Genomic DNA, 26,232 nt, shown 5'->3' on the forward strand with positions numbered 1-26,232 from the left:
GTGGAGCAGGCGGGACCAGACGTCCCGCCCGGCCGAGTCGAACCCGAGCGGGTGGCCGGCCTCGGGCCCGGCGAACGCTCTGCCCAACTCCGCCGCGCCGGGCTGGTGGGCGGTCAGCGCCGGCGCGAGGAGCACCGCGCCGATGATCAGCGCCAGGAGCGCCGCGGAAGCCACGGCCTGGGGATTGCGCACGAACCGCCGGGCCGCGCTCATGACGTCCTCGCCTTCGGGTTGAGCCAGCCGATGAGCACGTCGACAGCCAGGTTGATGACCACGACGCAGACGACCGTGGTCATGACCAGGCCCATGATGATCGGCGTGTCACCGCGGGTGGTGTAGGTGACGGTCATGGAGCCGATGCCCGGCAGGCCGAAGATCTGCTCGACCAGCACCGCGCCGCCGAGCAGACCCACGAACTGCATGCCGAGCACGGTGAGCGCGGGCGCGGACGCGTTGCGCAGCACGTGCCGGAACAGCACCCGCCGGGGCGGCAGGCCCCGCGCCCGCAACGTGCGGACGTAGTCCTGGCGCAGCACGTCGATGACGGAGCCGCGGACCTGTTGGGAGACACCGGCCACCGAGGCGACGGACAGCGACAGGATCGGCAGGACCACTGTGGACGACCACCCCGGGACCGACGTCGTCAGCGGGATGTAGCCGATCGCCGGGAACCACCGCAGCTGCACGGCGAAGACCAGCACGATCACGAGCGTGACCAGGAAGCCGGGCAGCGCGTACCCGAGCACGCCCAGCACCTGCACGAACCGGTCCACGGCGCCCCGCCGCACCCCCGCCCACACCCCGAGGGTGAACGCGAGCACGGCGGTGACGAGGGTGACGCCGAGCATCAGGCTCAGCGTCACCGGCAGCCGGTTGCCGATGGCCGTCACCACGTTCTCGCTGGTGAACCACGACCGGCCGAGGTCTCCGGTCACCGCGTCGCCCAGCCAGTCCGCGTACCGGGCGAGGACCGGCTGGTCCAGGCCGAGCGCCGCGTTCTTGGCGTCCACGACGTCCTGCGTCGCGGCCTGCCCGACGAGCTGCCGCGCCACGTCGAGGTGCGGGACCGACAGCAGCACGAAGGAGACGAAGGAGATGGCGAAGAGCAGCAGGACACCGGCCGCGAGGCGGCGGAGCAGGAACCACAGCACGGTGTCAGCCGACCGACTTGTAGTTGTACAGCGACGGGACGGCCATGCCGGACTGGGGCTGCGCCGTGACGCCGCCGTCGGTGACCAGCGCGTAGGACATCCGGTAGAACGGGACGAACCACGCGTCGTCCACGAGGTGGCGGTTGAGGTCCCGCGCGGCGTCCTCGGCTTCGCCCTCCGCCGCGGCCTGGATCTTCGGCACCAGCGCCCGCACCGTGTCGTCGGAGTAGCCGAACAGGTTGAACGTCCCCGGCAGCACGAGGTCCTTGACGACCAGCCAGTCGTCGGCGGACTGGCCGAGGTTCATCACGAACCCGGAGAACTCGCGGTCGGAGAAGATCCGGCGCAGCGCGTCGCCCTGGTCGACGTCGACCCACGTGAGGGTGATGCCCACGTCGGCGAGGTCGGACCGCAGCGACGAGGCGATGGCCTCCGTGACGATGGAGGACATGCGCGGCATCTTCAGCTCGAAGCCGTCCGCGTGCCCGGCCTCCGCGAGCAGCCGCTTGGCCTTCTCCGGGTCGTGCGCGTAGAAGGAGTCCAGCTCTTCCTGGTAGCCGGCGGTGTCCGTGCCGAAGACCTGGCTGGTGACCGCGCCCTTGCCCCGGCGGATCTGGTCGAGCATCGTCTGGCGGTCGATCGCGTGGTTGAGCGCCTGGCGCACGCGTGCGTCGGCGAGTTCGGGGGTGAGCTTGCCCGCTCGGTCGAACAGCAGGATGCCCTGGTAGTCGAAGTCGATCGGGGTGCTGGTGAGGCCTGCGGCGCCGTCGAGGCTCGACTGCTGGTTGGCGTCCTGGATGACGGCCGTGTCGACCTGACCGGTCTTGAGGCCGTTGACGATGGCGGTCTCGTTGTCGAACACCGTCATGGTGACACCGTCGAACGGCAGGCGCTCGCCCCAGTAGCCCTCGGCGCGGCGGAAGACCCACTTCGTCCCGACGACGGTCTGGGCGCTGTCCAACTCGTACGGTCCCGTGCCGTCGGGGGTGGTCTTGAGCTTCTCCGCGTCGGCGAACGCGGCGGGGTTGGCCATGAGGCCCGCCGCGTCGGACAGGTAGTGGGGGTAGGCGGGGTCGGGCGCGTCCAGGTGCAGCACGACGTGGGTGGCATCGACGACCTCGACCTGCTGGAGGCCGGAGAACCACTTCGCGTTCGCGCCGGTGCTCGCCTTGAAGCGCTCCAGGTTCGCCTTGACCGCCGCCGCGTCGAAGGCCGAGCCGTCGTCGAACCTCACGTCGTCCCGCAAGGTCAGCGACAGCTCCGTCCGGCCCGGGTCCCACGTCCACGAGGTGGCGAGCATGGGGCTGTAAGCGCCGTCGGGCTCGCGCTTGAGCAGCGAGTCGTAAGCGGCCTGGAAGAAGGGCAGCGCGCCGCCGATCGCGGTGACCGGGTCGAGGCTCTGCGGGATCGTCATCGTGGCGATGTCGAGCGTCGGGTCGCTCTGCCCCGCGACCCCGCCGCCCGCCGCGGAGCACCCGGTCAGCGCCAAGGCGACCGCCACCGCGCCCGCTGTCCCGACGGTGGGAAACCTGCGGATCCTCATGGGCAACTCCTGTCTGCGTGCCGGGCTTCGTCGCCCGTTCACCAGGCCTGATCGGTCCGGCGAGCTAGAACTCACCATGTGGTAAGTTTTACGGGCCACATGGTAGGCACATCGGCGGGGACGATGTCCAGACCACTTTGATAACGGCGCGAGGAGACACGATGGCGAGTGCAGGACCCGACCGCGTGAAGAGCGGCTCGCCGATCCCCGCCAAGCGGTACACGAAGGGCGAGCGCACCAAGGAGCGGATCACCGACGCCGCCGCGGAGCTGTTCGCCAAGTCCGGCTACCTCGCGGTGTCGCTGCGCGACATCGCCGCCGCGTCCGGGCTGACCCACGCCGGCGCCCTGCACCACTTCCCGGGCGGCAAGGACGAGCTGCTCATGCGGGTGCTCGAGCGACGCGACCAGATCGACGCCGACGTCCTGTTCGACGAGCACCTCGACGCGTGGGACCACCTCGACCAGCTGCTCCACATCGTCGAGCGCAACGCCATGACACCCGGTCTGGTCGCGCTGTACGCCAAGCTGTCCAACGAGGCCGGCGATCCCGAGCACCCGGCCCACCGGTACTTCCTGCGCCGCTACGAGATCCTCCGCGAGCACTTCGCGACCATCCTCGGCGAGGCGGTCGACGGCCTGCTCGACCCGGATTCGGCGGCGCAGCAGCTCCTCGCGCTCCTCGACGGGTTGCAGACGCAGTGGATGCTCGCCCCGGACGTGATCGACATGCGCGGTCGCCTGCTCGACTTCCTGTCCCTGCTCGGCGTCGACACGACCCGCTGGAAGTCGGGCTGACCCCCGGAAGACCGAAATCCCCCCGTCACGCTCACCGATGAGGAGACCGCCCACCATGGCCGACCACGAGGCCGAGCGCCCACCGCTCGCGCTCAAGGCATCGCTCACCTCGGGCAGCGACACCTGGCACTCGACCGGGGCTCCGGGCCTCGTGCGACCGTTCCTGCTCGCCGACGGGCCCCACGGCGTGCGCCGCCAAGGCGAGGGCGGTGACGCCCTCGGCATCGGGACGAGCGTCCCGGCCACGTGCTTCCCGCCCGCGGTGGCGCTCGGGTCCACGTGGGACACCGCGTTGGTCCGCCGGGTGGGCGCGGCCCTGGGCCGCGAGGCCGCCGCGCTGGAAGTGGACGTCATCCTCGGTCCGGGCATGAACATCAAGCGCTCACCGCTGGGCGGACGCAACTTCGAGTACCTGTCCGAGGACCCGCACCTGACGGGACGGCTCGCCGCCGCCTACGTCGAGGGCGTCCAGTCCAGCGGTGTCGGCGCGTGCGTCAAGCACTTCGCGGTCAACAACCAGGAGACCGACCGCATGCGGGTCTCCGCGGAGGTCGACCAACGGGCGCTGCGGGAGGTCTACCTCCGCCCGTTCGAGCACGTGGTGCGGACCGCGCGCCCGGCGATGGTGATGAGCGCGTACAACTCGGTCAACGGCGTCGCGGCGAGCGAGAACCCGTGGCTGCTCACACGAGTGCTGCGCGAGGAGTGGGGTTTCGACGGTGTCGTCGTCTCCGACTGGGGCGCGGTGAACGACCGGGTCGCCGCGCTGCGGGCGGGACTGGACCTGGAGATGCCGCCCACCGGCACGGACGCGGAGGTCGTGGCCGCGGTCGAGCGGGGAGAGCTGGACGAGTCCGTGCTCGACGCGGTGATCGACCGCCTGCGCCGCTTGGCGGAGCGCGTCGGCGCTGCCCGGACGCGTGCGCCGGAGGAGGAGCTGGCCGTGATCCGACGTGACAACGCCGAGCTGGCCCGTGAAGCCGCCGCACGAGCGGCCGTGCTGCTGACCAACGACGGCGTGCTGCCGCTGGACCCGTCGTCGGACGCCGTCGCGGTGATCGGCGAACTCGCGCGCACCCCGCGCTTCCAGGGCGGTGGGTCGTCGCGCATCGTCCCGACCGGGTTGTCCTCCGCGCTGGACGCGCTGACCAGGAGGCTGGGCGCGGTCCGGTTCGCGCCGGGGTACGCGGTGGACGGCGTCGCCGACGAGGCACTGGTGCTCGAGGCCGTCGAGGCGGCCCGTGACGCGCGGGTCGCCGTGGTGTTCCTGGGCCTGCCCGAGCACGCCGAGTCCGAGGGCTTCGACCGGACCACGATCGACCTGCCCGCCGACCAGGTCGACCTGCTGGAACGGGTCGCCGCCGTCGCGCCGCGCGTCGTCGTCGTGCTGTCGAACGGCGGGGTCGTCTCGGTGGCCGGGTGGCAGCACCACGCCAACGCGATCCTGGAGGGGTGGTTGCTCGGCCAAGGCGGGGCAGAGGCGACGGCGGACCTCCTCCTCGGGGACCGGGCCCCGTCGGGCCGGCTCGCCGAGACCATCCCGCTGCGCCTGTCCGACCACCCCAGCTACCTCACCTTCCCGGGCGGCGACGGCGTCTCCGTGTACGGGGAGAGCACCTTCGTCGGCTACCGGCACTTCGACACGCTCGGCCGGCCGGTCGCGTTCCCGTTCGGGCACGGCCTCACCTACACCCGGTTCGAGTACGCCGACCTGCGGGTGACCGAGGCGGGCGAGGACGGGTGGGAGGTGACGTTCTCGGTGGCGAACACCGGTGACCGGGACGGGCTGGAGGTCGCCCAGCTGTACGCGGGGCTGGTCGAAGAGCACCCCACCCGGCCCCGCTCGGAGCTGCGCGGCTTCGCCAAGGTCGAGCTGCGGCCCGGCGAGACGACGACCGTGACGCTGCCGTTGCCGGCCGCCGACCTGCGGACGTGGGACGTGCGCGGTCAGCGCTGGGCCCTGGCCGCCGGCGACTACGCGATCCGCGTGGGCGCCTCCTCGCAGGACGTGCGGCTGGAGGCGACCGTCCACAGTGACGGCGACCGCGTGCTGACGCCGCTCACCGCGCAGTCCACCATCGCCGAGTGGCGCGCCGACCCGGCCGGGCGGGAGGTGCTGGCCGCGCTGCTCGGCCGGACGGCCCTGGGCGCCGCCCAGTCCACCGTCGCGCCCGAGCTGGTCCGGATGTTCCTGTCCATCCCGCTGGACAAGCTCCGGTCGTTCGGCCTCGGCGTCACGGCGGAGACCGTGGCGGGACTGGTCGCGCAGGCCCGAGCCGGGCAGGAACGACTGCTCGCCACCGGCGCGTACCGCCGGCCGTGAGTGCGCGAAGAACCTCAGGAGACGCCATGGACGCCACCTTCCCCCGCGACTTCCTCTGGGGAGCCGCGACCGCCGCGCACCAGGTCGAGGGCAACAACACCGCCAGCGACCTGTGGGCGTTCGAGAACGCGCCCGACTCGTTCCTGCCGGAACGCAGCGGCGACGCGTGCGACAGCTACCACCGGTGGCGCGAGGACCTCGACATCGTCCGCGACCTCGGGCTCAACAGCTACCGGTTCAGCGTCGAGTGGGCCCGCGTCGAACCCGCGCCCGGCCACATCTCCCGGGCGCACCTCGCGCACTACCGGCGGATGGTCGAGGGCTGCCTCGACCGCGGCTTGACCCCCGTGGTCACCCTGCACCACTTCACCACGCCGATGTGGTTCCGCGCGGCGGGCGGGTGGACCGGGCCCGACGCCGTCACCCGCTTCCGTGCCTACGTCCGCTCGGTGCTGCCGGTCCTCGACGGCGTGGAGTGGGTGTGCACCGTCAACGAGCCCAACATGGTGGCGATGATGAGCGCGATGATCAAGCGCGGCGAGCGGCGGGAGAACGCAGCCGGCGCGATGCCCCCGCCGGACCAGGACGTCGCCGACGCGTTGATCGCCGCCCACCACGCCGCCCGCGAGGAACTCGGCGCACTGCCGCGCGTCCGGTCCGGCTGGACGGTGGCGAACCAGAACTTCCAGGCCGTGGACGGCGCGGACGACCTCGCCGCCGAGTGGGCCCACTCCCGCGAGGACCAGTTCCTCGACGCAGCGAAGGATGACGACTTCATCGGCGTGCAGGCCTACACCAGGGTGCTCATCGGGCGCGACGGCCCGGTCGAGCCCGACGCGCGCCGGACCCTCACGGGCTGGGAGTTCCACCCCGCCGCGCTGGAAGGCGCCGTCCGCCACACCGCGGCCCGGGTGGGACCCGCGGTGCCCCTCCTGGTCACCGAGAACGGGATCGCGACCGCCGACGACGGGGAACGGGTCGAGTACACCCGCGAGGCGCTGACCGGACTGGCCCGCGCCCTGGCCGACGGCGTCGACGTCCGGGGCTACCTGCACTGGTCGTTGCTGGACAACTACGAGTGGGGCTCGTGGACGCCGACGTTCGGCCTGGTGTCGGTCGACCGGGAGACCTTCGCCCGGACGGTCAAGCCCAGTGCGCGCTGGTACGGCGAGGTCGCCCGCACCAACACCCTCTGACGCCGGGTGCGCCCCCGATCGGGCGGCCGTCGTTCGGGGGTACCGGCGTTACCTCCTCCAGCACCGGCAGGCGACCAACCCCTGGCCGTCCTCGACCCCGCGCCGCGCGTCGTGCTCGACCCCGGGCTCGGCGCGCTGTCGGTCGGCAGGCGGGCCGGGGACGCCGACATCGCCCGCGACATCCACCCTGAGCGGGTAGACCCGGTCTACGGCGGCCGGCTCGTTGGCCGATGGTCTTGTTCGCCGACGAGGGCCGGCAGAGGATGGCCCACCCGACTCCTGCCGACGCGTTCGACGCGAACCTCGGCGACCGGGGCGTCGGCCACCTGTTCCCCTCACCGGAGGGCAAGCACGCCGACCACGGCTTTTCAGATCGGTGGGTCGGCGGCCAGAAGCAGTCGAGTTCGCCCGGTGGGTGGTGGCGGTCGACCGTTGGGTGCCGCTCGTTCAGCCGCGGCTCGTGGGGCGGTTTCGGGACCACTCGGCGGCGTCGGTTCCGTAGCGGGTCAGGAGGTGGGCGAACTGGATCCGTTCTTCCGGTGACCAGGTGGCGGTGATCTCCTGGAACGCTGCTCGCTGTTCGGTGGCGAAGCGGGTGCGTTCGGCTTCGCCGCGGGCGGTGAGTTCGAGCACGGTGCGGCGGCCGTCGGCTTGGGAGGCCGCACGGCGCAGCAGGCCGTCCGCTATGCAGGCGGCGACGGTTCGGCTGGCCACCGGTTGGGCGACGCCCATCTCGGTGGCCAGGACGCCCACGGTCATCTCACCCGGCGCGTCGGCGACCACGTTGAGCACGAGGTTGCGGGAGAGGTCCTTGCCCGAGGCCGGCGCCCGTCGGCGCAGACGTGACAGCGCCGGGCCGATCTGGTCGAGCACCAGGTCGTCGGAAGGCTGCTCGGAGGAGGGCGCGCTGCTCATGTGACGGAGTCTAGGTCCGGACCGCGCAGTTGCATACCTTTAGGCAAGTGTATAACTTTGGGTATGGAAATTCCGGGCGAACGAGGAACGGGGCGGACTGCCATGGGGCTCACCGCGATCACGAACGCGCAGGTCTTCGACGGCGAGAAGTCGGTGGGCGTGCAGACCGTGCTCATCGAAGGCGGGAGGATCGCTCGGGTCGGCGGCGACGTCCCGAGCGGCAGCGAGGTCGTCGACGGCGCCGGCGGCACCCTGCTGCCTGGCCTGATCGACGCCCACGTCCACTCCGCGCCGGGTTCCCTGGCGCTAGCCCTGCGGTTCGGCGTGACGACCGAACTGGAGATGCAGGGGATGAACACGCGGGAGAACCGGGGGCACATCACCGATGACGACACCCAGGCCGACGTGCGCTCCTCCGGCTTCGCCATCACGCCGCCCGGTGGTCACCCGAGCGAGCTGATGCCCGAGGGTTTCCGGCCGAAGTGGGACCTGCCGGCGGCGATGCCCCTGATGCCGTTCTCCACCACTCCGGAGGAAGCGGCCGCCTTCGTGCCCCGACTGCTGGCCCAGGGGTCGGACTACATCAAGTTCATGATCGACGACGGCAGCGTGGAGGGACACCCCGGGCTGCCCTCGCTCGACCAGGCCACGGTGAACGCCGGTGTGGCCGAGGCCAAGAAGCACGGCGCCCTCACGGTGGCCCACGCGCTGACCGCGGAGGCCACCAGGATGGCCGCCGAAGCAGGTGTCGACGGCCTCACCCACGTGTTCGTGGACCAGCCGCACACCGCCGAGATCATCAGCGTCATCAAGGACGCGGGCATGTTCGTGATCCCCTGCATCTGCCTCAACGCCTCGCTGATGGGGCACACCGGCAGCGAGCTGGCCGACGACCCCCGGGTCGCCGCGCGCCTCGACGAGAAGTGGGACCGGACCCTGCGCTCCAGCTACAACCGCTACCCGCAGGGCAAGCTCGATGACGTGCACGACACCGTGCGCGCTCTGGACGCCGCCGGCGTCGACGTGCTGGCCGGCACCGACGCCTCCATGGCCGAGACGTTCTTCGGTGGCCTGGCGCACGGAGCGAGCCTGCACCACGAACTGCGGCACCTCGTGGCGGCCGGCCTCACCCCCGCACGGGCCTTGCGCGCGGCCACCGCGACCACCGCCCGCCGCTTCCGCCTCAGCGACCGGGGCCGCATCGCCGAAGGGCTCCGCGCCGACCTCCTGCTGGTCGACGGCGATCCGCTCGTCGACATCGACGCCACCCTCGACACCAGGGCCGTCTGGCGTCGCGGCACCCGTCTGGCGGCCTGACCAGCGGTACTCCCGCCCGGGGAGGGACCGAACCCACGCCACCCCGGCCCGGTCCTGTCACCGGTTGGTGTGGTCCCGACCGTGGTTGCCGGGAGGCCGGCGGGGCACCCGAGGGGGACTGCGGCGGGAGGGGTACCGGATGTGTCGTCTGTTCGGGTTGTCGGCTTCGCCGCGGCGGGTGCGCGCGACGTTCTGGCTGCTGGAGGCGCCGGACAGCCTGGCGGAGCAGAGCAGGCGCGAACCGGACGGGACGGGGCTGGGCGTGTTCGCCGAGGACGGCACGCCGCAGGTCGACAAGCAGCCGTTGGCCGCCTACCAGGACCGGCAGTTCGTGCAGGAGGCGAAGGAGCGGGAGTCGGCCACGTTCGTCGCGCACATCCGCTACGCCTCCACCGGCGGCCTGGACCCGCGCAACACTCACCCGTTCGAGCAGCGGGGGCGGTTGTTCGCGCACAACGGGGTGATCGGCGACCTCCCGATGCTGGAGGCGGAACTGGGCGACTACCGCGACCTGGTGGCCGGTGACACCGATTCGGAGCGGTTCTTCGCGCTGGTCACCAAGCACACCGACGCGCACGGCGGGGACGTGGGCGCCGGGATCGCCGCTGCGGCGCGGTGGGTGGCCGACACCCTGCCGGTGTACGCGATCAACCTGGTCCTGGCGACGGCGACCGACCTGTGGGCGTTGCGCTACCCCGACACGCACGACCTGTTCGTGCTCCAGCGCGCCGCGGGTGGGCCCCACGGGGACCGGCACCTGGAGCACGCGAGCACCGCGGGACGCATCCGGGCCCGGTCCGGCGCGCTGTCCGACCACCCGTCCGTGGTGGTGGCCAGCGAGCGGATGGACGAGGACCCCGACTGGCGGGAGCTGCGCCCCGGCGAGCTGCTGCACGTCGACGGCCGGTTGGACGTGACCAGGCGCGTCGTGCTCGACCACCCGCCCCGCCACCTGCTCACGCTCGACCAGCTCGGCGCGCACGCCGCCGCCTCCCAAGCAGGCGCCTGACCCAGCGAGGTTCCGCCATGTCCCTGGCCCACCCGTCGGACCGGCCGCACCGCGACGTCGCGGTCAACCCGGTGTTCACCCGCGAACCGGTGTCGATCCCGCGCGACCGGATGCCCGACGGGCAGCTCGACGGTGAGACGGCCTACCAGGTGGTGCACGACGAGCTGATGCTCGACGGCAACGCGCGGCTGAACCTGGCCACGTTCGTCACCACGTGGATGGAACCGAAGGCGCAGGTGCTGATGGCGGAGTGCGCCGACAAGAACATGATCGACAAGGACGAGTACCCGCGCACCGCCGAACTGGAGCAGCGGTGCGTGCGGATGCTCGCCGACCTGTGGCACGCCGCCGACCCCGATCACGCCACCGGCTGCTCCACCACCGGCTCCAGCGAGGCGTGCATGCTCGCCGGGCTCGCGCTCAAGCGCCGCTGGCAGCACCGGCGCCGAGCCCGGGGCGAGCCCGCGGATCGGCCCAACCTGGTGATGGGCGTCAACGTGCAGGTGTGCTGGGAGAAGTTCGCCAACTACTGGGACGTCGAAGCCCGGCTCGTGCCGATGGCCGGCGACCGCTTCCACCTCACCGCCGAGGAAGCCGTCGAGCACTGCGACGAGAACACCATCGGCGTCGTCGCGGTGCTGGGCTCCACCTTCGACGGCAGCTACGAGCCGGTCGCCGACATCTGCGCCGCCCTCGACGGGCTGCAGCGCGAACGCGGCTGGGACGTCCCGGTGCACGTCGACGGCGCGTCCGGCGCCATGATCGCCCCGTTCTGCGACCCCGACCTGGAGTGGGACTTCCGACTGCCCCGGGTGGCTTCGATCAACACCTCCGGCCACAAGTACGGCCTGGTCTACCCGGGCGTGGGCTGGGTGGTGTGGCGTGACGCCGACGCGCTGCCCGACGACCTGGTGTTCAAGGTCAACTACCTGGGCGGTGAGATGCCGACCTTCGCGCTGAACTTCTCCCGTCCCGGCGCGCAGGTCGTCGCCCAGTACTACAACTTCCTGCGGCTCGGCCGGGACGGCTACCGCCGCGTCCAGGGCTACTGCCGCGACGTGGCCCGCGACCTGGCCGAGCGGATCGCCGCGCTCGGGCCCTTCCGGCTGATCACCGACGGCACGCAACTGCCGGTGTTCGCCTTCACCCTCGCCGACGGCGAGCAGGGGTACTCGGTGTTCGACGTCTCCGCCGCGCTGCGCGAACAGGGCTGGCTGGTGCCCGCCTACACCTTCCCCGCGCACCGCGAAGACCTCGCCGTGCTGCGGATCGTCGTGCGCAACGGCTTCAGCCACGACCTCGCCGACCTCCTGGTCGACGCCCTGCGCCAGGCGCTGCCGCGGCTGCGCGCCCAGGACCGGCCGCAACGCGGCGAGGAGTCCGCCTCCTTCTCCCACGGCGCGGACACCGCCCGCACCCACCACCGCGACGCCCGCCGCCGTGCCTCATCACCCGACCACCCCCGTCGCTGACCCCGCCTCGCGGGCCCAGCGCACCCTCGACCGGGTGGGCCCCGGCGCGTTCGTTCCCGGGCCCGCGAACGCCTCGTCGACCGACGAGCGCAGGTCTTGGGCGCCGTCGTCCTCGACCCAGGCGGTCATCGCGGCGGTGAGCGCCGCGGTGGCGGCGATCTGCTCGACGGCGGCCCGGTCGTGGCCCTGGTCGAGGAACAGCCGCAGCGCGTGCTCGGCACCCGGTCCTCAGCTGCGACGCCGGCAACCGTCCATCAGCCGGTCGTCCACGCCGGTGACCGCGGCACCGACGCCGTGGGCTGCCCGACCCGCAGCTCACCCGAGCGGCGACCCCCCCGACGTGGACGACCGCCGTCCGCGTAACGGATCTGCCCGGCGTGTCGATACGGCTGACAACGCGGTCATCGATCCGGTGGCCGTGCGGTGTGCCGGGAAGCCTGGTCGGCGATGTCGGACAACCTCGTCACCGGAGCCACCAATGAGACGCACGTCCCTCGTCCACGTCGTCCTGGCGGTGCACGCCACCTGCGCCGCGGCGGACCTGGTCCTCGCCGTCGTGTGGTCCAGCTGGGCGCTCGTCTTCGTCGGCGTCGGCTGGGCCTTCGTCGCTTCCGCGCTGCACGCGCACCACCGCCGAGCGGACGACGTGGCGCAACCGGCGCGGTCGTGGCACGACGAGCCGACCGTTCCGCGGGGCTGACGACGGCGCCCGGACCGGAGCGGTGAGCTCCGGCCACGGCCACGTCCTCGAGCACCCGCCGCCCGCACTCGGCCGCCGTGCGCAGCGCGCCGACGGCCGGCAGGTCGTTGAAGCAGAACACCGCGTCGGGCGGGCCGGGCGGCGACAGCAGGCGGGCCGTGGCCGTCGCGCCGTCACCCCGGTGGTAGTTCAAGGCGGTCGCGACCAGGTCGTCCCGCACCGGCAACCCGGCCGCGACCTCCGCCGCCCGCACGGTGTCGATCCCGACGCGGTCGATGGCAGCTGCACGGTGTGCTCACCGAGCATCACCACGGGTATGCCGGGCGCGAGCGCGGTGAAGTCGCCTTCCAGCAGCGCCTCGGGGTGAGCAGGGCTTCCTCGACCCGCCCCGGTGCCCCGAACCCGTCGACCCTGCGGGAAGCCAACCGGCCGATCCAGTCTTTACAACGTTGTATCAACGATGTAAAGGTGGCCGGTGACGTGAGTCACGAACACCCGGATGCTTGGAGCACACCCACGTCGCAGTTCGTCCGCGGCTGTCCAGAGCACCGGATCGGAGGTGAGGAGGAGACCCCGCGACCCAGGCCCGTTCCCGCTCTAGCGCCGCCGACCCCTGCCCGTGCGCACCAGACCGGAGCTGCAAACGATGACCGCTTCCCTGCCCAGGCTCGCCGCCACCGCGCTCGCCACCCTGCTCACCGCCGGACTCGCCGCCCCGCCGCCACTCGCGGCGGCGGCCGCCGCGGCGCCCGACCTGCCGACCGCCGTGGCCGGCAACCCGTTCACCGACGGCTGGTACGCCGACCCGGACGTCGCGATCCACGGCGACCGGTACTGGGTGTACCCGACCACCTCGAAGTCCTACGCCGAGCAGACCTACCTCGACGCGTTCTCCTCGACCGACCTCGTGCACTGGACCAAGCACCCCAACGTGCTCACCGCGGCGAACGTGTCGTGGGCGAAGCAGGCGATGTGGGCGCCGGCCCCGATCACCCGCAACGGCAAGCACTACCTGTACTTCGCCGCCAACGACATCCAGAACGACTCGCAGCCCGGCGGCATCGGCGTGGCCGTCGCCGACCGGCCCGAGGGCCCCTACCGCGACGCCATCGGCCGCCCGCTCATCTCGCGGTTCCACAACGGCGCGCAGCCGATCGACCAGGACGTCTTCATCGACGACGACGGTCAGGCGTACATGTACTACGGCGGCCACAGCCACGCCAACGTGGTCAGGCTGAACGCCGACATGACGAGCATCGGCACGTTCCCGGACGGCAGCACCTACAAGGAGATCACCCCGTCCGGCTACGTCGAGGGCCCGCAGATGTTCAAGCGCGCCGGCAAGTACTACCTGATGTGGTCCGAGGGCGGCTGGACCGGTCCGGACTACTCGGTGTCCTACGCGATCTCCGACTCGCCGACCGGGCCGTTCACCAAGCTGGACAAGGTGCTGGCGCAGGACCCGGCGGTGGCGCGCGGCTCGGGGCACAACTCCGTGATCAACGTGCCCGGCACCGACATCTGGTACATCGTCTACCACCGCCGTCCGCTGAGCGAGACCGACGGCAACCACCGCCAGCTCGCCTACGACCGCATGCACTTCAACGCCGACGGCACGATCCGCCGCGTCGCCATGCGCGTCCGCGACGACTTCTCCGACGACAACGCGCTGGGCTGGCGGACCTACGGCGGCGCCTGGACGGCCACCGGCGGGCAGTACCGCGCGGGTTCCTCGGCCGGCGGCAAGGCGTTGCTGGACACCAACTTCGGCGACTTCACCCAGGACACCGACGTCACGATCACCGCGGGCGGCGGTGACGCCGGCCTGGTCTTCCGCGCCACCAGGCCGGCCGTCGGCGCCGACAGCTACGCCGGCTACTACGCGGGCATCAGCACCGCCGGCCGGGTGGTGCTGGGCCGGGCGGACAACTCGTGGGCGCAACTGGGCTCCGCGCCGCTGACCGTCGACCCCGGCTCCACGCACCGGATGCGGGTCACCGCCGTGGGCACGTCGATCAAGGTGTTCGTGGACGACCTGGCCACACCGAAGATCAGCGTCACCGACGCCGCCCACAGCAGCGGCGCCAACGGCGTGCGGGTGTTCAACGCCGCCGCGACGTTCGACGACGTGGCCGTCGACCCGGCCACCGCCGGCGGCGTCAACCTGGCGCAGGGGCGGCCGGCCACCGGCTCGGCGTCCTGCTCGTCGACCGAAGGCCCCGAGAAGGCGGTCAACGGGACCGTGAACGGCGGCAACTCGGACAAGTTCTGCTCGTCCGCCGCCGGCCCGTGGCTGCGCGTCGACCTCGGCGCGACGAGGTCCGTGAGCCGGTTCGAGGTCGCCCACGCCCAGGCGGGCGGCGAGCAGGCCGCGTTCAACACCAGGGCGTTCAGCCTGTCGGTGTCCGACGACGGCGTGACCTGGCGGCGCGTCGTCCAGGTCGGCGACAACACCGCGGCCACCACGGTGCACCCGGTCTCCGGCGTGTCCGGCCGCTACGCCCGCCTGGACGTGAGCACCCCCACCAACGGAGCCGACGCCGCCGCGCGCGTCTACGAGCTCCGGGTGTTCGGCTGATCCCGGACGACACGACCTCGCGCGGCGGACCGCGACGCGGGCTCGCCCCACGGGTCCGACCAGGCCGCTCGTGAGAGCCGGTCCGAGGTCGTCCGCGGCTTCGGACCGGTCCACCAGACTTCCCCGCCCTCCCGAAGGAGCCCGATGCACCGACTCGTCGCCCCCGTGGCGGCCGTGCTGGCCGTGCTCGGCGGCCTCGCCGCCACCGCGCCCGCCTCGGCCGCCGTCGTGCCGAAGACGCCGCCGCTGTCCACGCCGTGGACCGGCCAGGTGTCCACCACCAACCCCCTGCCCGAGTACCCGCGCCCGCAGATGACCCGACCCGACTGGCAGTCGCTCAACGGCGAGTGGCAGTTCCTCAACCCGGCCACCGACGGCGCGGGCAACGTCAACAGGTACGCGGCGCCCCCGCTCGGCCAGACCCTGCCCGAGCGCGTCCTGGTGCCCTACCCGGTCGAGTCGGCGCTCTCGGGCATCATGCGCAACGACAACCGCGACCTGATGTTCTACCGCCGCACGTTCACCGTCCCGCAGAACTGGAGCGGCCGGCGGGTGCAGCTGCACTTCGGCGCGGTCGACTACGAGGCCACGGTCTGGGTCAACGGCGTCCAGGTCACCACGCACAAGGGCGGCTACGACCGGTTCGAGGTCGACGTGACGGCGCAGCTCAACGGCGGCACGAACGAGATCGTCGTGCGCGTCTACGACCCGACCGACGGTCGCGGCGAGAAGCAGCCGGTCGGCAAGCAGACCAACAACCCCAGCGGCATCTTCTACACGCCGTCCTCCGGCATCTGGCAGACCGTCTGGCTGGAGCCGACACCGGTCTCGTCGGTGTTCTCCGTCGACGTCCACCCGAACCTGGCGAACAACACCGCCCGGGTCCGCGTCTTCACCCGCGGCGACGTCACCGGGCACACCGTGCTGGCCGAGGCGATGGCCGGGTCGGGCGTCGTGGGCAGCGCCACCGGCGGCTTCACCGAGTTCTCGGTGCCGGTCCCCAACGCCCGGCGGTGGTCGCCCGACGACCCCTACCTGTACGACCTGCGCGTCTCGCTGCGCAACGGCGCGGGCACGACCGTCGACCAGGTCGTGGGCTACTTCGGGATGCGCGAGGTCGGCAAGAAGGTGGTCAACGGCGTCCTGCGGCCGACCCTCAACGGCGAGTTCGTGTTCCAGGTCGGCACGCTCGACCAGGGCTTCTGGCCCGACGGGCTGTACACCGCGCCCACCGACGCCGCCCTGGCCTCCGACCTGCAGAAGCACAAGGACCTGGGCTTCAACATGGTCCGCAAGCACATCAAGGTCGAACCGGCCCGCTGGTACTACCACGCGGACCGGCTGGGCCTGCTGGTGTGGCAGGACATCCCGTCCACGCAGGCGTTCGACGCCAACCGCACCCCGGCGCAGGTCGCCCAGTTCGAGACCGAGGCCCGGGAGATCGTCGACGAGCACCGGTTCTCGCCGGCCGTGACCACCTACGTGCCGTTCAACGAGGGCTGGGGCGAGTGGAGCCTCACCGAGACCCAACGCGTCACCACCAGCCTGAAGAACTACGACCCGACCCGGCTGGTGAACGCGCACAGCGGCTACAACTGCTGCGCCTCCAAGGGCGACCCTGGCACCGGCGACATGATCGACTGGCACGTCTACACCGGACCGGACGCGCCGCGACCGTCGGCGACCCGGGTGTCGGTGCTCGGCGAGTTCGGCGGGATCGGGCTGCGCAACCCGGGCCACGAGCACAGCCCGAACGGCCAGTACTTCGCCTACGAGCAGGTGACGAGCAACGCCCAGCTCGACGACCGCTACACCGGCATGGTGCGCGACGTGCAGCAGCTGATGGCCACCAAGGGCGTCTCGGCGTACGTCTACACGGAGATCACCGACGTGGAGGGCGAGTACAACGGCCTGCTCACCTACGACCGGCGAGTGCAGAAGGTGGACACCAACCAGGTCCGCGCCGCGCACACCGGGCTGATCAACGCCTCGCGCAACCTCAACTCCCCGGTCGCCCTCACCCTCGGGCACGTCCGGTCGTTCCGGGTGACCACGCCCGGCTACACCGACCGGTACTTGCGGCACTCGAACTCCGTCGCGCGCACGGACGTGATCAGCTCGGCGAGCGCGGACGGCGCGCGGCAGGACGGCTCGTTCCGGACCGTGGCCGGGCTCGCCGACGCGCGCTGTCACTCGTTCGAGTCGGTCACCCTGCCGGGCCGCTACCTGCGGCACGCCGACAGCCGCGTGCGGCTGGACGCGAACACCGGCGGCACGTTCGCCGCGGACGCCACGTGGTGCGCGCGGCCCGGCCTGGCGGCGGGCGGCACGTCGTTCGAGTCGCTGAACTTCCCGGGGTCCTACCTGCGCCACTACGCCGAGAACGCGTACCTGGCCCGCAGCGGCGGTCCGAACGCCTGGGACACCGCGACCGGCTTCGCCGCCGACGCCACCTGGAACGCGGCCGACCCGGCGCTGTGGCGCAGTTCCGTGCTGCTGGCCACGAACGTGCGCCAGTCGCTGCGGGTCACGACGTGGGGCCACACCGGGAAGTACCTGCGGCACGCCGACAGCCTGGCCCACACCGAGGTCGTGACCAGCGGCAGCAGCGCGCTGCTCAAGGCCGACGCCACCTACACCGTCCGGCGCGGCCTGGCCGACTCGTCCTGCTACTCGTTCGAGTCGGTCAACTTCCCGGGCCAGTTCCTGCGGCACGCCGACAGCCGGGTGCGCATCTCGCCGGCCGACGGCTCGGCGCTCTTCACCGCCGACGCCACGTTCTGCGCCCGGCCGGGCGTGGGCGGCGCCGGCGTGACGTTCGAGTCGATCAACAAGCCGGGGTGGTTCCTGCGGCACCACGAGTCGCAGGTCCACATCGCGGCCGGGGACGACGCGGGCTTCAACCGACCGCAGACCCTCACCGCCGACAGCAGTTGGGCGGTGGCCGCCCCCTGGGCGCCGTGAGCCGGGGACCGGCCGTGGTGGCGTCACCACGGCCGGTCCGCACCACGGCCGGTCCGCCCGACGGGGGAGACGCGTCGTACGCTCGCGGGTCGACGGGCGCGAACGGGGGACGGGATGGGACCGACGCTGCACCTCGTGGTCGGGCTGCCGGCCACCGGGAAGACCACCGCCGCCCGGCGCATCGAGGTCGAGCGCGACGCGCTTCGCCTGACCAAGGACGAATGGGTGAAGGCCCTCTACGGGCCCGACAACCCGCCGGCGGCCTCCGACGTGATCGAAGGACGGCTCATCGGGATCGGGCTGCGCGCCCTGGAGCTCGGCGGCAACGTGGTGATCGACTTCGGGCTGTGGAGCCGCGACGAGCGGTCCGCCCTGCGGCAGGCGGCGGCGGACCGCGGCGCGTGCGTGGAGATGCACTACTTCGAGGTGTCCCCGGTCGAACAACGCAGGCGGCTCGACCGCCGCCAGGCCGACGAGCCGGGCAGCACGTGGCCCATGTCCGACGGGGAACTGGCCGAGTGGGCCGGCGTCATCCAGGTCCCGACGCGGGCCGAACTCGACGGCAGCGAACCGATCGACGACCCACCGGCCGGCTTCGCCTCCTGGGACGAGTGGCGCGACCACCGCTGGCCGCCGTCACTCACCTGACCACCGCTCACGGCAGCGGCGGACGTCTTCGACGCGTGCGCCGAGACAGTTCGGCCGTGCGAAATCGGGTGTGCCCGGCTCGCGTGGTCGCTATGCTCCGCAGGCCTCATGGAGTAGATCAGTGGTAGATCGCCCCGCTCCGGACGGGGAGGGCGCGGGTTCGATCCCCGCCTCCATGTCTGCTCGACCGTGGAGACCGCCGTGCCAGACCAGTTCCCCACCGGCTCGTCCGGATACGCGACCGGTCAGCTGGCGCGGGCGCTGGCCGCGGCGGTCTCCGCGGGCACCGAGGCCGACCGCGAGCGGGCGCTGCGCAAGCTGCGGCGCTGGGAGGACGTCCTCGGCGGGATGGCCGACGGCACGCTCACGGTCGGCTCCCGCACCCCGGTCGCGGACACCCCGGCGTGGGTGACGCTCGAAGTCGCGCACGGCGGCTTCGCGACCGGGCGGTACCTGGCGGAGGTGCCGCTGTCGGAGGAGGAGGCGGCCCGCGTCGCCTCCTTGCCGGACGACGTGCCCGGCCGGAACGAGCGGGAACGGCTCAACCTCTGGTACCTCGGCGACGACGGCCAGGCCGAGCTGCTGGCCGCGCTCCGCGGCGGGCACTACCGGGTCGACGTGCCGGAAGACGCGGCGCTGCCCGTCCTGGTGTTGTTGCTGGACAAGGGCTTCCCCGAGCAGGCCCTCGACCTGGCCGCCGAACTGCGCCCGCTGATGCACCGGCTGCGGCTGACGCCGCGCCTCACCCAGGTCGCCCGGCCGTCGGGCTCCGCCGTCCGCCTCACCTCGGTGCGGGCCGCCGCCGCGTCGCTGCGTTCCGCGCGGGTGCCGGCGCAGATCGCCACGATGCGTGACGCGGTGACGGTGTGGAACCCGCTGTACGACCGGCTGGTCGCGTTGTGGTGCCGGACCGTCGACGGCGAGCCGCCGCACCTCGACGGGAGCGGGGCGGTGCGCGGCGGCTGGCCGTGCCGGACCTGGCCCGCCGACTGGGCGACCGCCAGGGCCACGTGGCTCGCGGACTTCGCCGAAGCTGCCCGCGCCCGCGCCCCGACCGGCCGGCAGTCCCACCCGAAGAACAACTTCGCGAGGCTGCGCCGCGCCCTGGAGTCCTGTCCGGACGGCAGCGACGCGCTCACCGCGCGGGAGGTCGGCTGGATCCGCCGCGCCATCGCGAACACGGTGAGCCGCCGGGGCGCGCCGGGAACGGGACAGCGCGACGCGTGGCGCACCGCTCAGGCCGCAGCGGTCGCGGCGCCGACCAACGCCGCCCTCGCCGGCGTGCTCGCGGGCAGGCTGGACCGCTACCCGGCCGACGGCGGCCTGCCGTCGCTCGACGTCGCCACCGCCGCGGTGTCCGAAGCCGAGACGACCGCCGAGATCCCCCTCGGCACGGCCATGCCGGGTCACCTGGTGCACAAGGCCGCGCGGTCGCTCGAGGCGCCGGTGGACGAGCTGGTGCGCCTCGGCGTGATCACGTCGGGCGAAACGCTGGCGGCAGTGCTGCCGCAGCTCACCTCGCGGCTGCTGAGCGCGGCGATCGACGACCCGGTCGTGGCGGGGCTGCACGAGCAGTGCTACACGGCGTTCCGGCGTCGCCGCGGCCTGCTGCTGCTCGGCCTCGAACACCAGGTGCGGTTCACCGAGCTGCCCTGGGTGGACGCGCTCGCCCCCTGCCGGTCACCCGAGCCGGACGACGCCGCGGCCGCGCGTCGCGCCTTGCGGCAGACCACGATGCTGGCGCTCACCGCCTTTCCGCACGCACTGCTGCCGAACCCGCTGGTGACCGAGCTGAGGGCGCTGGCGAAGCAGGCGGGCTTGGCGCTGCCGCTCGTGGAGGAAGTCGCCGCGGACATCTTCATGGGCACGTTCACCACCAAGTGGCGTGACGCCGCGGCGGTGGCGAGCCGTCTGCTGGCCGGCACGCTCTACGCCGACTACTACGACCTGCCGGCGGACTGGTCCACGCCGCAGCGCACCGTCCTGCGCTGGGGCAAGCGGACCACCGCGGACTTCACGGCGCTGTGCCGGGAACGCGCGGGCACCTCCGGCGGCACCACGGTGAAGAACGGCATGCTGCTGGAGCAGAGCCAGATCCTGACCACGCACAACCTCGCCGTGCTGGTCGACGGCCTGACCCTGACCGACGAACTGCGCGACCGCGCGCCGCGGCTCGCCCGGCAGGCGTTCGACTGGATCGTCCGCAGGCAGGCCCAGCGCACGGACGACCGGCACGCGGCGCTGATCCAGGTGAAGAACGCGGCGTACGCCTGGCGGCAGGCCCTGTTCCTGCTCAGCTTCTGCGAGCCCACCGTGCGGTACGCCCACGCGGAAAGGCTGGCGGACGAGACGCGCGGCACCGTGCTGGAGCCGGCGGTCGAAGGTCTGCTGCACGTGCTCCGCGGCGGCCGTTTCACCGCAACCGGAACGGTGCGCGGCGGCGCGGGCGTGCGGTTCCTCGGCTGGGCCGACGGCGCGAACCCGTTCTCGGTCCGCGGAGAATGAGACGTCCATCCTGTTGTGCGGCGCGGCCGTTCATGGCCGATGCGGGTTGAGTCACCCATTGTCGGCCCCCTGACCTGCGGTGGGCCGTTCTCGGCGGCGGGTCGAGCGGCTTCCCCTGTTGCGCGAACGGGAATTTCGTGGCTTTCGCGACTGGTCGATAACGTCGAATTCATGGAATGGAGCTTCAGGACAGCCGAAGAACTCGTCGCCGCGATGCGCGCCGGTGCCGTGACATCGGTGGAACTGACCGACGAGGCGATCGCCCGCGTCGAGCGCGACGACACAGTGGTCAACGCGATCTGCGTGCCGGACTTCGACCGCGCCCGGGCCGCCGCGCGCCGCGCCGACCAGGCACGGGCGCGTGGTGAGGACCGGCCGCTGCTCGGCGTTCCGGTGACGGTCAAGGAGTCGTACAACGTCGCCGGGCTGCCCACGACCTGGGGCATGCCGCAGCACCGCGACTACGTGCCGGCCGAGGACGCGGTACAGGTGTCGCGCCTCAGAACCGCGGGGGCGGTGGTGCTCGGCAAGACCAACGTGCCGTTGGGCCTGCAGGACATCCAGAGCTTCAACGAGATCTACGGCACCACCACCAATCCGTGGGATCGCGGTCGCACGGCAGGAGGCTCCTCCGGCGGGTCGGCGGCGGCCCTGGCGTCCGGGTTCGGCGCGCTGTCCATCGGCTCCGACCTCGCCGGCTCGCTGCGCACCCCCGCGCACTTCTGCGGCGTCTACGCGCACAAGCCGACGCTCGGACTGGCGGCCGGCCGCGGCATGGTCCCGCCGTCCGAACCGGCGTTGCCGACCGAGTTCGACCTCGCCGTCGTCGGTCCCATGGCGCGTGCCGCCCGCGACCTCACGCTCCTGCTCGACGTCATGGCCGGGCCGGACCCGCTGACGCTCGGCAAGGCGCACCGCTTGGCGCTGCCGCCCGCCCGCCACGAGCGGCTCGGCGACTTCCGCGTCCTGGTCCTCGAGGACCATCCGCTCATCCCGACCGGGGCCGCCGTGCGGGCGGGCGTGAACCGGGTGGCCGACGTGCTCGTGGCCGGCGGCGCCCGCGTCGAACGGCACAGCCCGCTGCTGCCCGACCTGGCCGAAGCCGCGACGCTCTACACGCGGTTGCTGATCTCCGGTTCCGTCGCCCGCTTCCCCGTGGGGTCGGACGAGCAGCTGCGGACCCGCGCCGCCGGGCTCAGCGCGGACGACCGGAGCCTCGACGCCGTGCGGCTGCGCGCCATGGTGTCCAGCCACCGCGACTGGATGGAGGCGGCCCACCGCCGCGAGGTCCACCGCCACGGCTGGCGGCAGCTGTTCGGCGAGTTCGACGCGGTGGTGTGCCCGATCACGCCGACGCCCGCGTTCCCGCACGACCACCACCCCGATCCGCTGGAACGGCGCATCGACATCGACGGCGTCGAGCACCCGTACTTCGACCAGCTCGTCTGGGCCGGCCTGGCCACCATGCCCGGCCTGCCCGCCACCGCCGTGCCCGCCGGTCGATCGCCCGAGGGCCTGCCGGTCGGGGTGCAGCTCATCGGTCCGGCGTTCGAGGACCGCACCCCGCTGCGCCTGGCCGAACTGCTCGAACAGGAGACCGGCGGCTTCCAACCGCCGAAGTAGGGCGGTGGAGGCTAGAGCCGCCCATCGCCAAGCCACGATCATTGCTTGGGTGAACGCACCCCGGCACGCCCGCACCGGTGACGGGCGGTGCTGGTCACGGGATCAGCGCGAGTCGCCTTCGGCCTCCGCTCGAAGCTCAGGCCACCTGCGCCCTGACATCGGCGGGAGCGGATGTCGGTGGTGGGATCGGCGTCGGTCAGGAGGGAACACGCGGGCTGAAGAGCAGGTACTCGCCGGTCATCGGGCGCAGCGCCAGCACCAGGGCCGACGCTGCCGTGGCGGCGACCGCGACGGGAACCGCGACGAACACCACGGCCGCGCTCGGCGGTTCCCCGACATCAGGTGCCATTACCGTCAGGGCGTGGAGCAGGTAGCCTCCGCAGACCAAGAGTTCCAGCGCGGCACCGGTGACCAGCGCGCCCCGCCCGCCACCGACCGCGAGCCGCACCCCGCCCGCGATCGACAGCACCGCCGCCACGACCTGGGTGACGACCACCGACCACGCGAGCAGCGCGAACCAACCCGTCCCGACCGGCTCGGACAGCACCACACCGGCGAGCACGCCGCCGATGAGCGTCCCGACCCCGACGAGCACGCTCAGCAACGCGGCACAGGTCGCCGTTCCCGGTCGCCGCCCCGCCTCGTCCAACAACACGTCCAACCCCGTCATAGCGCTCCTCCGACTTGACCGCCCACCCTCCGTATCGTCAAGCTCCCACCGACCGTTGCCTCGTCGGCGGAAGGCGGCGTTCCCGGAGCGCCCGAACCCACCACACCGTCAGGATCGGCTACCTGTGCTCGAACCTCGGCTCGGCACGACTGACGTGCAGCCGTCCGGTCGAGGTCAGGCGGTCGGCATCCGTGCGACGCGCCTGGCGATCTCGGCATCCAGTGGGTTCATGTGCTCGCCGACCGGGTCCGACGGCGGCCACCACAGGAAGTCGAGGACCTCGTCGTTGACCAGCAGGCGGGGTGCGGCCCGGAGTCGGGCCCGGTAGACGGCGAGGAGTTCGCGGCGGTCCGGGGCGACGAGGTCGAACTCGGCCACGGCGACGGCGTCCAACCTCACCCCGTGGATGCCGGTCTCCTCCCGCAACTCCCGGACCGCGGTCCGATGCGTCGTCTCGTCGCGCTCACGCCCACCACCCGGCAATTCCCACGCCGCACGCCAGGCGTCGAACACCATGAGCACGGCACCCGCGTACTCGACCACCACCAGAGCGGCCGGGACGACGTCCCGACCTCCCAGACGCCGCAACTCCGCCTCGGAGGAACCGCGGAAGGCCGTCAACGCGTTGCCCGCGCCGTCGCGGATCGGGAATGGCCTCACGGTCACCATGCAACCGTGTCGGCGAGCGAGCCGTACCGAAGACCACCCGACTGGAGCCCTCGCCGGCAGAGCTGAACGCGGCGATCGCGGGTTTCGATGGGCTCTCGGACGAAGCTCAGGTCCAGGCGGATCACGCGTCCGGCGAGCGACCAGCTGCAGAACGCGGTGATGTCCCGGTCGGCGGGCGAGGTGCGGGCGGCCAGGCAGATCCGCTCACGGATCGCCTCACGATCGCCCGACTTCGCCCGCCGCTCCGTCTCGGGCCCAACGCGGCGAACCCGCGGACCAGCCTGGACGGCCGGCCCGAAGGACCGACTACCGGGGCAACACTCCCTGAGCGCTCCAGGAAGAGCTACTACCAGTGGAAACGTGCACAGTCGCCAGGGGTGGCCGGAGTACTAGGCGATGTGGTGGACGCCGACCCAGTCGGTGTAGCGCCAGCGGGCCACTTGGTAGTAGTCCTGGCCGGTTGTCTTGCGGATGACGTTGTCGTAGATCTGGAGCTCGCCGGAACTGGTCACCCCCATGAGGTCGGCGTAACCATCGCCGGTCACGTCGCTGACGGAGGTGTCGTCAACCTGATCCCAACCGGACTTGACCGACCAGGTCGGGTTGACGAAGGGGAATCCGTTGTTGCCGGGTAGCAGGATGCCGTTGCCGAAGACGGTCAGCGTGCCGTCGTCCCGGATGCTGACCAGGTCGCCGTAGCCGTCACCCGTGACGTCGCCGATGGCGATGTCACGCACGTCGCTGCCCCAGCCGCGGGGGTAGGTGATGCCGACGTCGCGGAACGGCCACGCATTGCCTCCGATCTCCTTGGTGTTCAGGAAGATCCGCAAGCTGTCATCGGTCATCGTCGCGACCAGGTCGGCCCAGCCGTCGTGGTTGACGTCGCCGGCGGCGACGTGGGTGGCGCCGGCCCAGTTCGGGTATTCCCGGTACACCGTGGTGAAAGGCGCTCCGTCGGCGTTGACGAGCGATCCGTTGCCGTAGACCTGGAGCTTCCCGGAAGCGGTCAACACGAGGAAGTCCCCGTATCCGTCCCCGGTGACATCGGCGACGGTCATGGACTTGGCGTCCCGGCCCCAGTTCGTGTTGTCGGTCTGCCACATCCGTCCCTGGAACGGCATGCCGTGGTGCTTCGGCAGCAACAGGCCGTTGCCGAACACGACGAGTCGACCGTCGGCGTCGACCGCGGTCAGGTCCGCGTATCCGTCACCGGTCACATCGCCTTCGGTGCGGTCCACCGGCCGGGGTTCCGAAACGTCGATGTTGCGGTACCGCAATGGTGTGAAGGTGTTCGCGTAGGAGGAGGACCAGGTGGTCTCCTGGGCGAATTTGCCGTAGTCGGGCTCCTCGCGGACGACCGGCTTGGTCTGGGCGGTGTCGGCCCAGCGGACGAACAGGGCGATGTGCTGGACGCTGCTGTCGCGCCGCCACAGGGCGTCTCCGGGCTTCAGCTCGGATCGGGCGATGGGGCTGGTGACCTGGGTGATGGTGGCGGTGCTGTAGTCGCCTCCGCCGGGCAACTTCGGCAAGTGCCACGCCATCGACACGTAGCCGGAGCAGTCCTGCCGGTAGCGCACACCCTGCGGGTCCGGGTAGCTCGACGTCTGGCTGTAGGGGACGTGCTGGTCGATCCAGTACTGCGCTCGCGACAGCACCTCGTCCCGGGTGATCACCCCTCCCGTGTCGCTCGAGTTCGACTGGACGTCATGCGCCGGAACGGCCGATGCGACGCCGCCCGCTCCCGCACCGGTCACGACCGCCAGTGCCAGGGATGCGATCAGAAGGGTCCACCTCCTTCGCGCCCCCGCTTTCCGGTCGATGGAATTCGTAGGCGATGGAAAATGTCTCACCACAAACCTTTCCGTGAGGTAGAGGTAGGCATCCCACGAGGGCGATGCCCGAGGATCGGAAGTCCGGCGCCCGGACTGCGTAGCCGCCAACCGGGCGGGCAGGTTCGGCGAGCCCAGCTGGAACTGGGCGTGACGGCCTCCGGGCGGTTCAGCCGCCGGGCCCGTCCGGTGGCTGCGCCGCTGCCGCTGCGGCGGCGGGGGTGGTCGAAGTGGGTGTCGCCCACCCGAGGGTGACGAGCAGGGTCTGGAAGTGGTTCACGATCTCTCCTCGATGAGTGCGATTCGCTGTGTGGCGCCCGCGG

General features: G+C 72.0%; 18 protein-coding genes, 1 tRNA gene and 2 pseudogenes. 13 read left to right on the top strand and 8 right to left on the bottom strand.

The features are described 5' to 3' along the window. From EDD40_RS00005 to EDD40_RS00015, 3 genes and pseudogenes are all read right to left on the bottom strand, one after another. Positions 1–213: pseudogene (locus EDD40_RS00005) on the bottom strand (ABC transporter); the annotation flags it as partial. Continuing rightward, positions 210–1,151, bottom strand: coding sequence for an ABC transporter permease (locus EDD40_RS00010; RefSeq protein ID WP_123741057.1), 942 nt, complete (start codon positions 1,149–1,151; stop codon positions 210–212). The gene EDD40_RS00010 and the pseudogene EDD40_RS00005, both read right to left, overlap by 4 nt. A 4-nt stretch (positions 1,152–1,155) precedes the next feature. Beyond that, positions 1,156–2,694 (bottom strand): ABC transporter substrate-binding protein, encoded by a 1,539-nt coding sequence (locus EDD40_RS00015; RefSeq protein ID WP_123741058.1) that lies wholly within the window; start codon positions 2,692–2,694, stop codon positions 1,156–1,158. 161 nt (positions 2,695–2,855) lie between these two features. On the opposite strand from EDD40_RS00015, the gene EDD40_RS00020 reads away from it, so the two are divergent. From EDD40_RS00020 to EDD40_RS00030, 3 genes are read left to right on the top strand one after another with little or no spacing between them, the layout of a single operon-like run. Beyond that, on the top strand, positions 2,856–3,491 hold the full coding sequence (locus tag EDD40_RS00020) for a TetR/AcrR family transcriptional regulator (protein ID WP_123741059.1): 636 nt from the start codon (positions 2,856–2,858) through the stop codon (positions 3,489–3,491). Positions 3,492–3,546: 55 nt separating this feature from the next. After that, on the top strand, positions 3,547–5,814 hold the full coding sequence (locus EDD40_RS00025; RefSeq protein WP_123741060.1) for a glycoside hydrolase family 3 C-terminal domain-containing protein: 2,268 nt from the start codon (positions 3,547–3,549) through the stop codon (positions 5,812–5,814). Between the two features lie 26 nt (positions 5,815–5,840). Then, complete coding sequence (locus EDD40_RS00030) at positions 5,841–7,010, top strand: glycoside hydrolase family 1 protein (RefSeq protein ID WP_123741061.1); 1,170 nt, start codon at positions 5,841–5,843, stop codon at positions 7,008–7,010. 447 nt (positions 7,011–7,457) lie between these two features. Here the strand turns inward: EDD40_RS00030 and EDD40_RS00040 are convergent, their stop codons facing one another. Next, positions 7,458–7,925, bottom strand: a complete 468-nt coding sequence (locus tag EDD40_RS00040) for a MarR family winged helix-turn-helix transcriptional regulator (protein WP_123741063.1) — start codon at positions 7,923–7,925, stop codon at positions 7,458–7,460. Positions 7,926–8,027: 102 nt separating this feature from the next. Here EDD40_RS00040 and EDD40_RS00045 point away from each other — a divergent pair, with 102 nt between their 5' ends. The 4 genes from EDD40_RS00045 to EDD40_RS42990 all read left to right on the top strand — a co-directional run bounded on the left by EDD40_RS00045 (position 8,028) and on the right by EDD40_RS42990 (position 12,423). Beyond that, a complete protein-coding gene (locus EDD40_RS00045; protein WP_123741064.1) occupies positions 8,028–9,242 on the top strand; it encodes an amidohydrolase family protein in 1,215 nt (404 codons plus the stop codon). 139 nt (positions 9,243–9,381) lie between these two features. Further along, positions 9,382–10,251, top strand: coding sequence for a class II glutamine amidotransferase (locus EDD40_RS00050; RefSeq protein WP_123741065.1), 870 nt, complete (start codon positions 9,382–9,384; stop codon positions 10,249–10,251). Positions 10,252–10,268: 17 nt separating this feature from the next. Further along, positions 10,269–11,723, top strand: a complete 1,455-nt coding sequence (gene gad / locus EDD40_RS00055) for a glutamate decarboxylase (protein ID WP_123741066.1) — start codon at positions 10,269–10,271, stop codon at positions 11,721–11,723. Positions 11,724–12,201: 478 nt separating this feature from the next. Next, a complete protein-coding gene (locus tag EDD40_RS42990) occupies positions 12,202–12,423 on the top strand; it encodes a hypothetical protein (RefSeq protein WP_246038401.1) in 222 nt (73 codons plus the stop codon). Between the two features lie 52 nt (positions 12,424–12,475). Here the strand turns inward: EDD40_RS42990 and EDD40_RS42995 are convergent. Continuing rightward, positions 12,476–12,676: pseudogene (locus tag EDD40_RS42995) on the bottom strand (LacI family transcriptional regulator); the annotation flags it as partial. Between the two features lie 393 nt (positions 12,677–13,069). Here EDD40_RS42995 and EDD40_RS00065 point away from each other — a divergent pair. The 6 genes from EDD40_RS00065 (at position 13,070) to EDD40_RS00090 (ending at position 22,741) form a co-directional block, all read left to right on the top strand. Beyond that, a complete protein-coding gene (locus EDD40_RS00065) occupies positions 13,070–15,001 on the top strand; it encodes a family 43 glycosylhydrolase (protein ID WP_211348020.1) in 1,932 nt (643 codons plus the stop codon). A gap of 144 nt (positions 15,002–15,145) precedes the next feature. Next, positions 15,146–17,965: an AbfB domain-containing protein gene (locus tag EDD40_RS00070; RefSeq protein WP_123741067.1), complete on the top strand. Its 2,820-nt coding sequence runs from the start codon at positions 15,146–15,148 to the stop codon at positions 17,963–17,965. Positions 17,966–18,079: 114 nt separating this feature from the next. Continuing rightward, the gene (locus EDD40_RS00075) at positions 18,080–18,613 is read left to right on the top strand and encodes a P-loop nucleotide/nucleoside kinase family protein (RefSeq protein ID WP_123741068.1); all 534 of its coding nucleotides are present in this window, start codon (positions 18,080–18,082) and stop codon (positions 18,611–18,613) included. 107 nt (positions 18,614–18,720) lie between these two features. Next, a tRNA-Arg gene (locus tag EDD40_RS00080) sits at positions 18,721–18,792 on the top strand. A gap of 22 nt (positions 18,793–18,814) precedes the next feature. Next, positions 18,815–21,118 carry a hypothetical protein gene (locus EDD40_RS00085; RefSeq protein WP_148088630.1) on the top strand — a complete coding sequence of 768 codons (2,304 nt, stop codon included), beginning with the start codon at positions 18,815–18,817 and terminating at the stop codon, positions 21,116–21,118. Positions 21,119–21,289: 171 nt separating this feature from the next. After that, a complete protein-coding gene (locus EDD40_RS00090) occupies positions 21,290–22,741 on the top strand; it encodes an amidase (protein WP_123741070.1) in 1,452 nt (483 codons plus the stop codon). Positions 22,742–22,937: 196 nt separating this feature from the next. Here EDD40_RS00090 and EDD40_RS00095 read toward each other — a convergent pair whose 3' ends face one another. The 3 genes from EDD40_RS00095 to EDD40_RS00110 form a co-directional block, all read right to left on the bottom strand. Then, the gene (locus tag EDD40_RS00095) at positions 22,938–23,411 is read right to left on the bottom strand and encodes a hypothetical protein (protein ID WP_123741071.1); all 474 of its coding nucleotides are present in this window, start codon (positions 23,409–23,411) and stop codon (positions 22,938–22,940) included. A 174-nt stretch (positions 23,412–23,585) separates the two neighbouring features. After that, positions 23,586–24,077, bottom strand: a complete 492-nt coding sequence (locus EDD40_RS00100) for an NUDIX hydrolase (protein ID WP_246037268.1) — start codon at positions 24,075–24,077, stop codon at positions 23,586–23,588. Between the two features lie 392 nt (positions 24,078–24,469). After that, positions 24,470–26,020, bottom strand: a complete 1,551-nt coding sequence (locus EDD40_RS00110) for an FG-GAP repeat domain-containing protein (protein WP_148088631.1) — start codon at positions 26,018–26,020, stop codon at positions 24,470–24,472. Between the last annotated feature and the right edge of the window lie 212 nt (positions 26,021–26,232).

The organism is Saccharothrix texasensis (genome assembly GCF_003752005.1).
GTDB lineage: Bacteria > Actinomycetota > Actinomycetes > Mycobacteriales > Pseudonocardiaceae > Actinosynnema > Actinosynnema texasense.

Excerpts from the sequence above, each read along its gene's own strand:
- EDD40_RS00045 (WP_123741064.1), top strand. The coding sequence starts at position 8,028 with ATGGGGCTCACCGCGATCACGAACGCGCAGGTCTTCGACGGCGAGAAG.
- EDD40_RS00025 (WP_123741060.1), top strand. The coding sequence starts at position 3,547 with ATGGCCGACCACGAGGCCGAGCGCCCACCGCTCGCGCTCAAGGCATCG.
- gad (WP_123741066.1), top strand. The coding sequence starts at position 10,269 with ATGTCCCTGGCCCACCCGTCGGACCGGCCGCACCGCGACGTCGCGGTC.
- EDD40_RS00020 (WP_123741059.1), top strand. The coding sequence starts at position 2,856 with ATGGCGAGTGCAGGACCCGACCGCGTGAAGAGCGGCTCGCCGATCCCC.
- EDD40_RS00065 (WP_211348020.1), top strand. The coding sequence starts at position 13,070 with ATGACCGCTTCCCTGCCCAGGCTCGCCGCCACCGCGCTCGCCACCCTG.
- EDD40_RS00070 (WP_123741067.1), top strand. The coding sequence starts at position 15,146 with ATGCACCGACTCGTCGCCCCCGTGGCGGCCGTGCTGGCCGTGCTCGGC.
- EDD40_RS00075 (WP_123741068.1), top strand. The coding sequence starts at position 18,080 with ATGGGACCGACGCTGCACCTCGTGGTCGGGCTGCCGGCCACCGGGAAG.
- EDD40_RS00050 (WP_123741065.1), top strand. The coding sequence starts at position 9,382 with ATGTGTCGTCTGTTCGGGTTGTCGGCTTCGCCGCGGCGGGTGCGCGCG.
- EDD40_RS00090 (WP_123741070.1), top strand. The coding sequence starts at position 21,290 with ATGGAATGGAGCTTCAGGACAGCCGAAGAACTCGTCGCCGCGATGCGC.
- EDD40_RS42990 (WP_246038401.1), top strand. The coding sequence starts at position 12,202 with ATGAGACGCACGTCCCTCGTCCACGTCGTCCTGGCGGTGCACGCCACC.
- EDD40_RS00030 (WP_123741061.1), top strand. The coding sequence starts at position 5,841 with ATGGACGCCACCTTCCCCCGCGACTTCCTCTGGGGAGCCGCGACCGCC.
- EDD40_RS00040 (WP_123741063.1), bottom strand. The coding sequence starts at position 7,925 with ATGAGCAGCGCGCCCTCCTCCGAGCAGCCTTCCGACGACCTGGTGCTC.
- EDD40_RS00095 (WP_123741071.1), bottom strand. The coding sequence starts at position 23,411 with ATGACGGGGTTGGACGTGTTGTTGGACGAGGCGGGGCGGCGACCGGGA.
- EDD40_RS00015 (WP_123741058.1), bottom strand. The coding sequence starts at position 2,694 with ATGAGGATCCGCAGGTTTCCCACCGTCGGGACAGCGGGCGCGGTGGCG.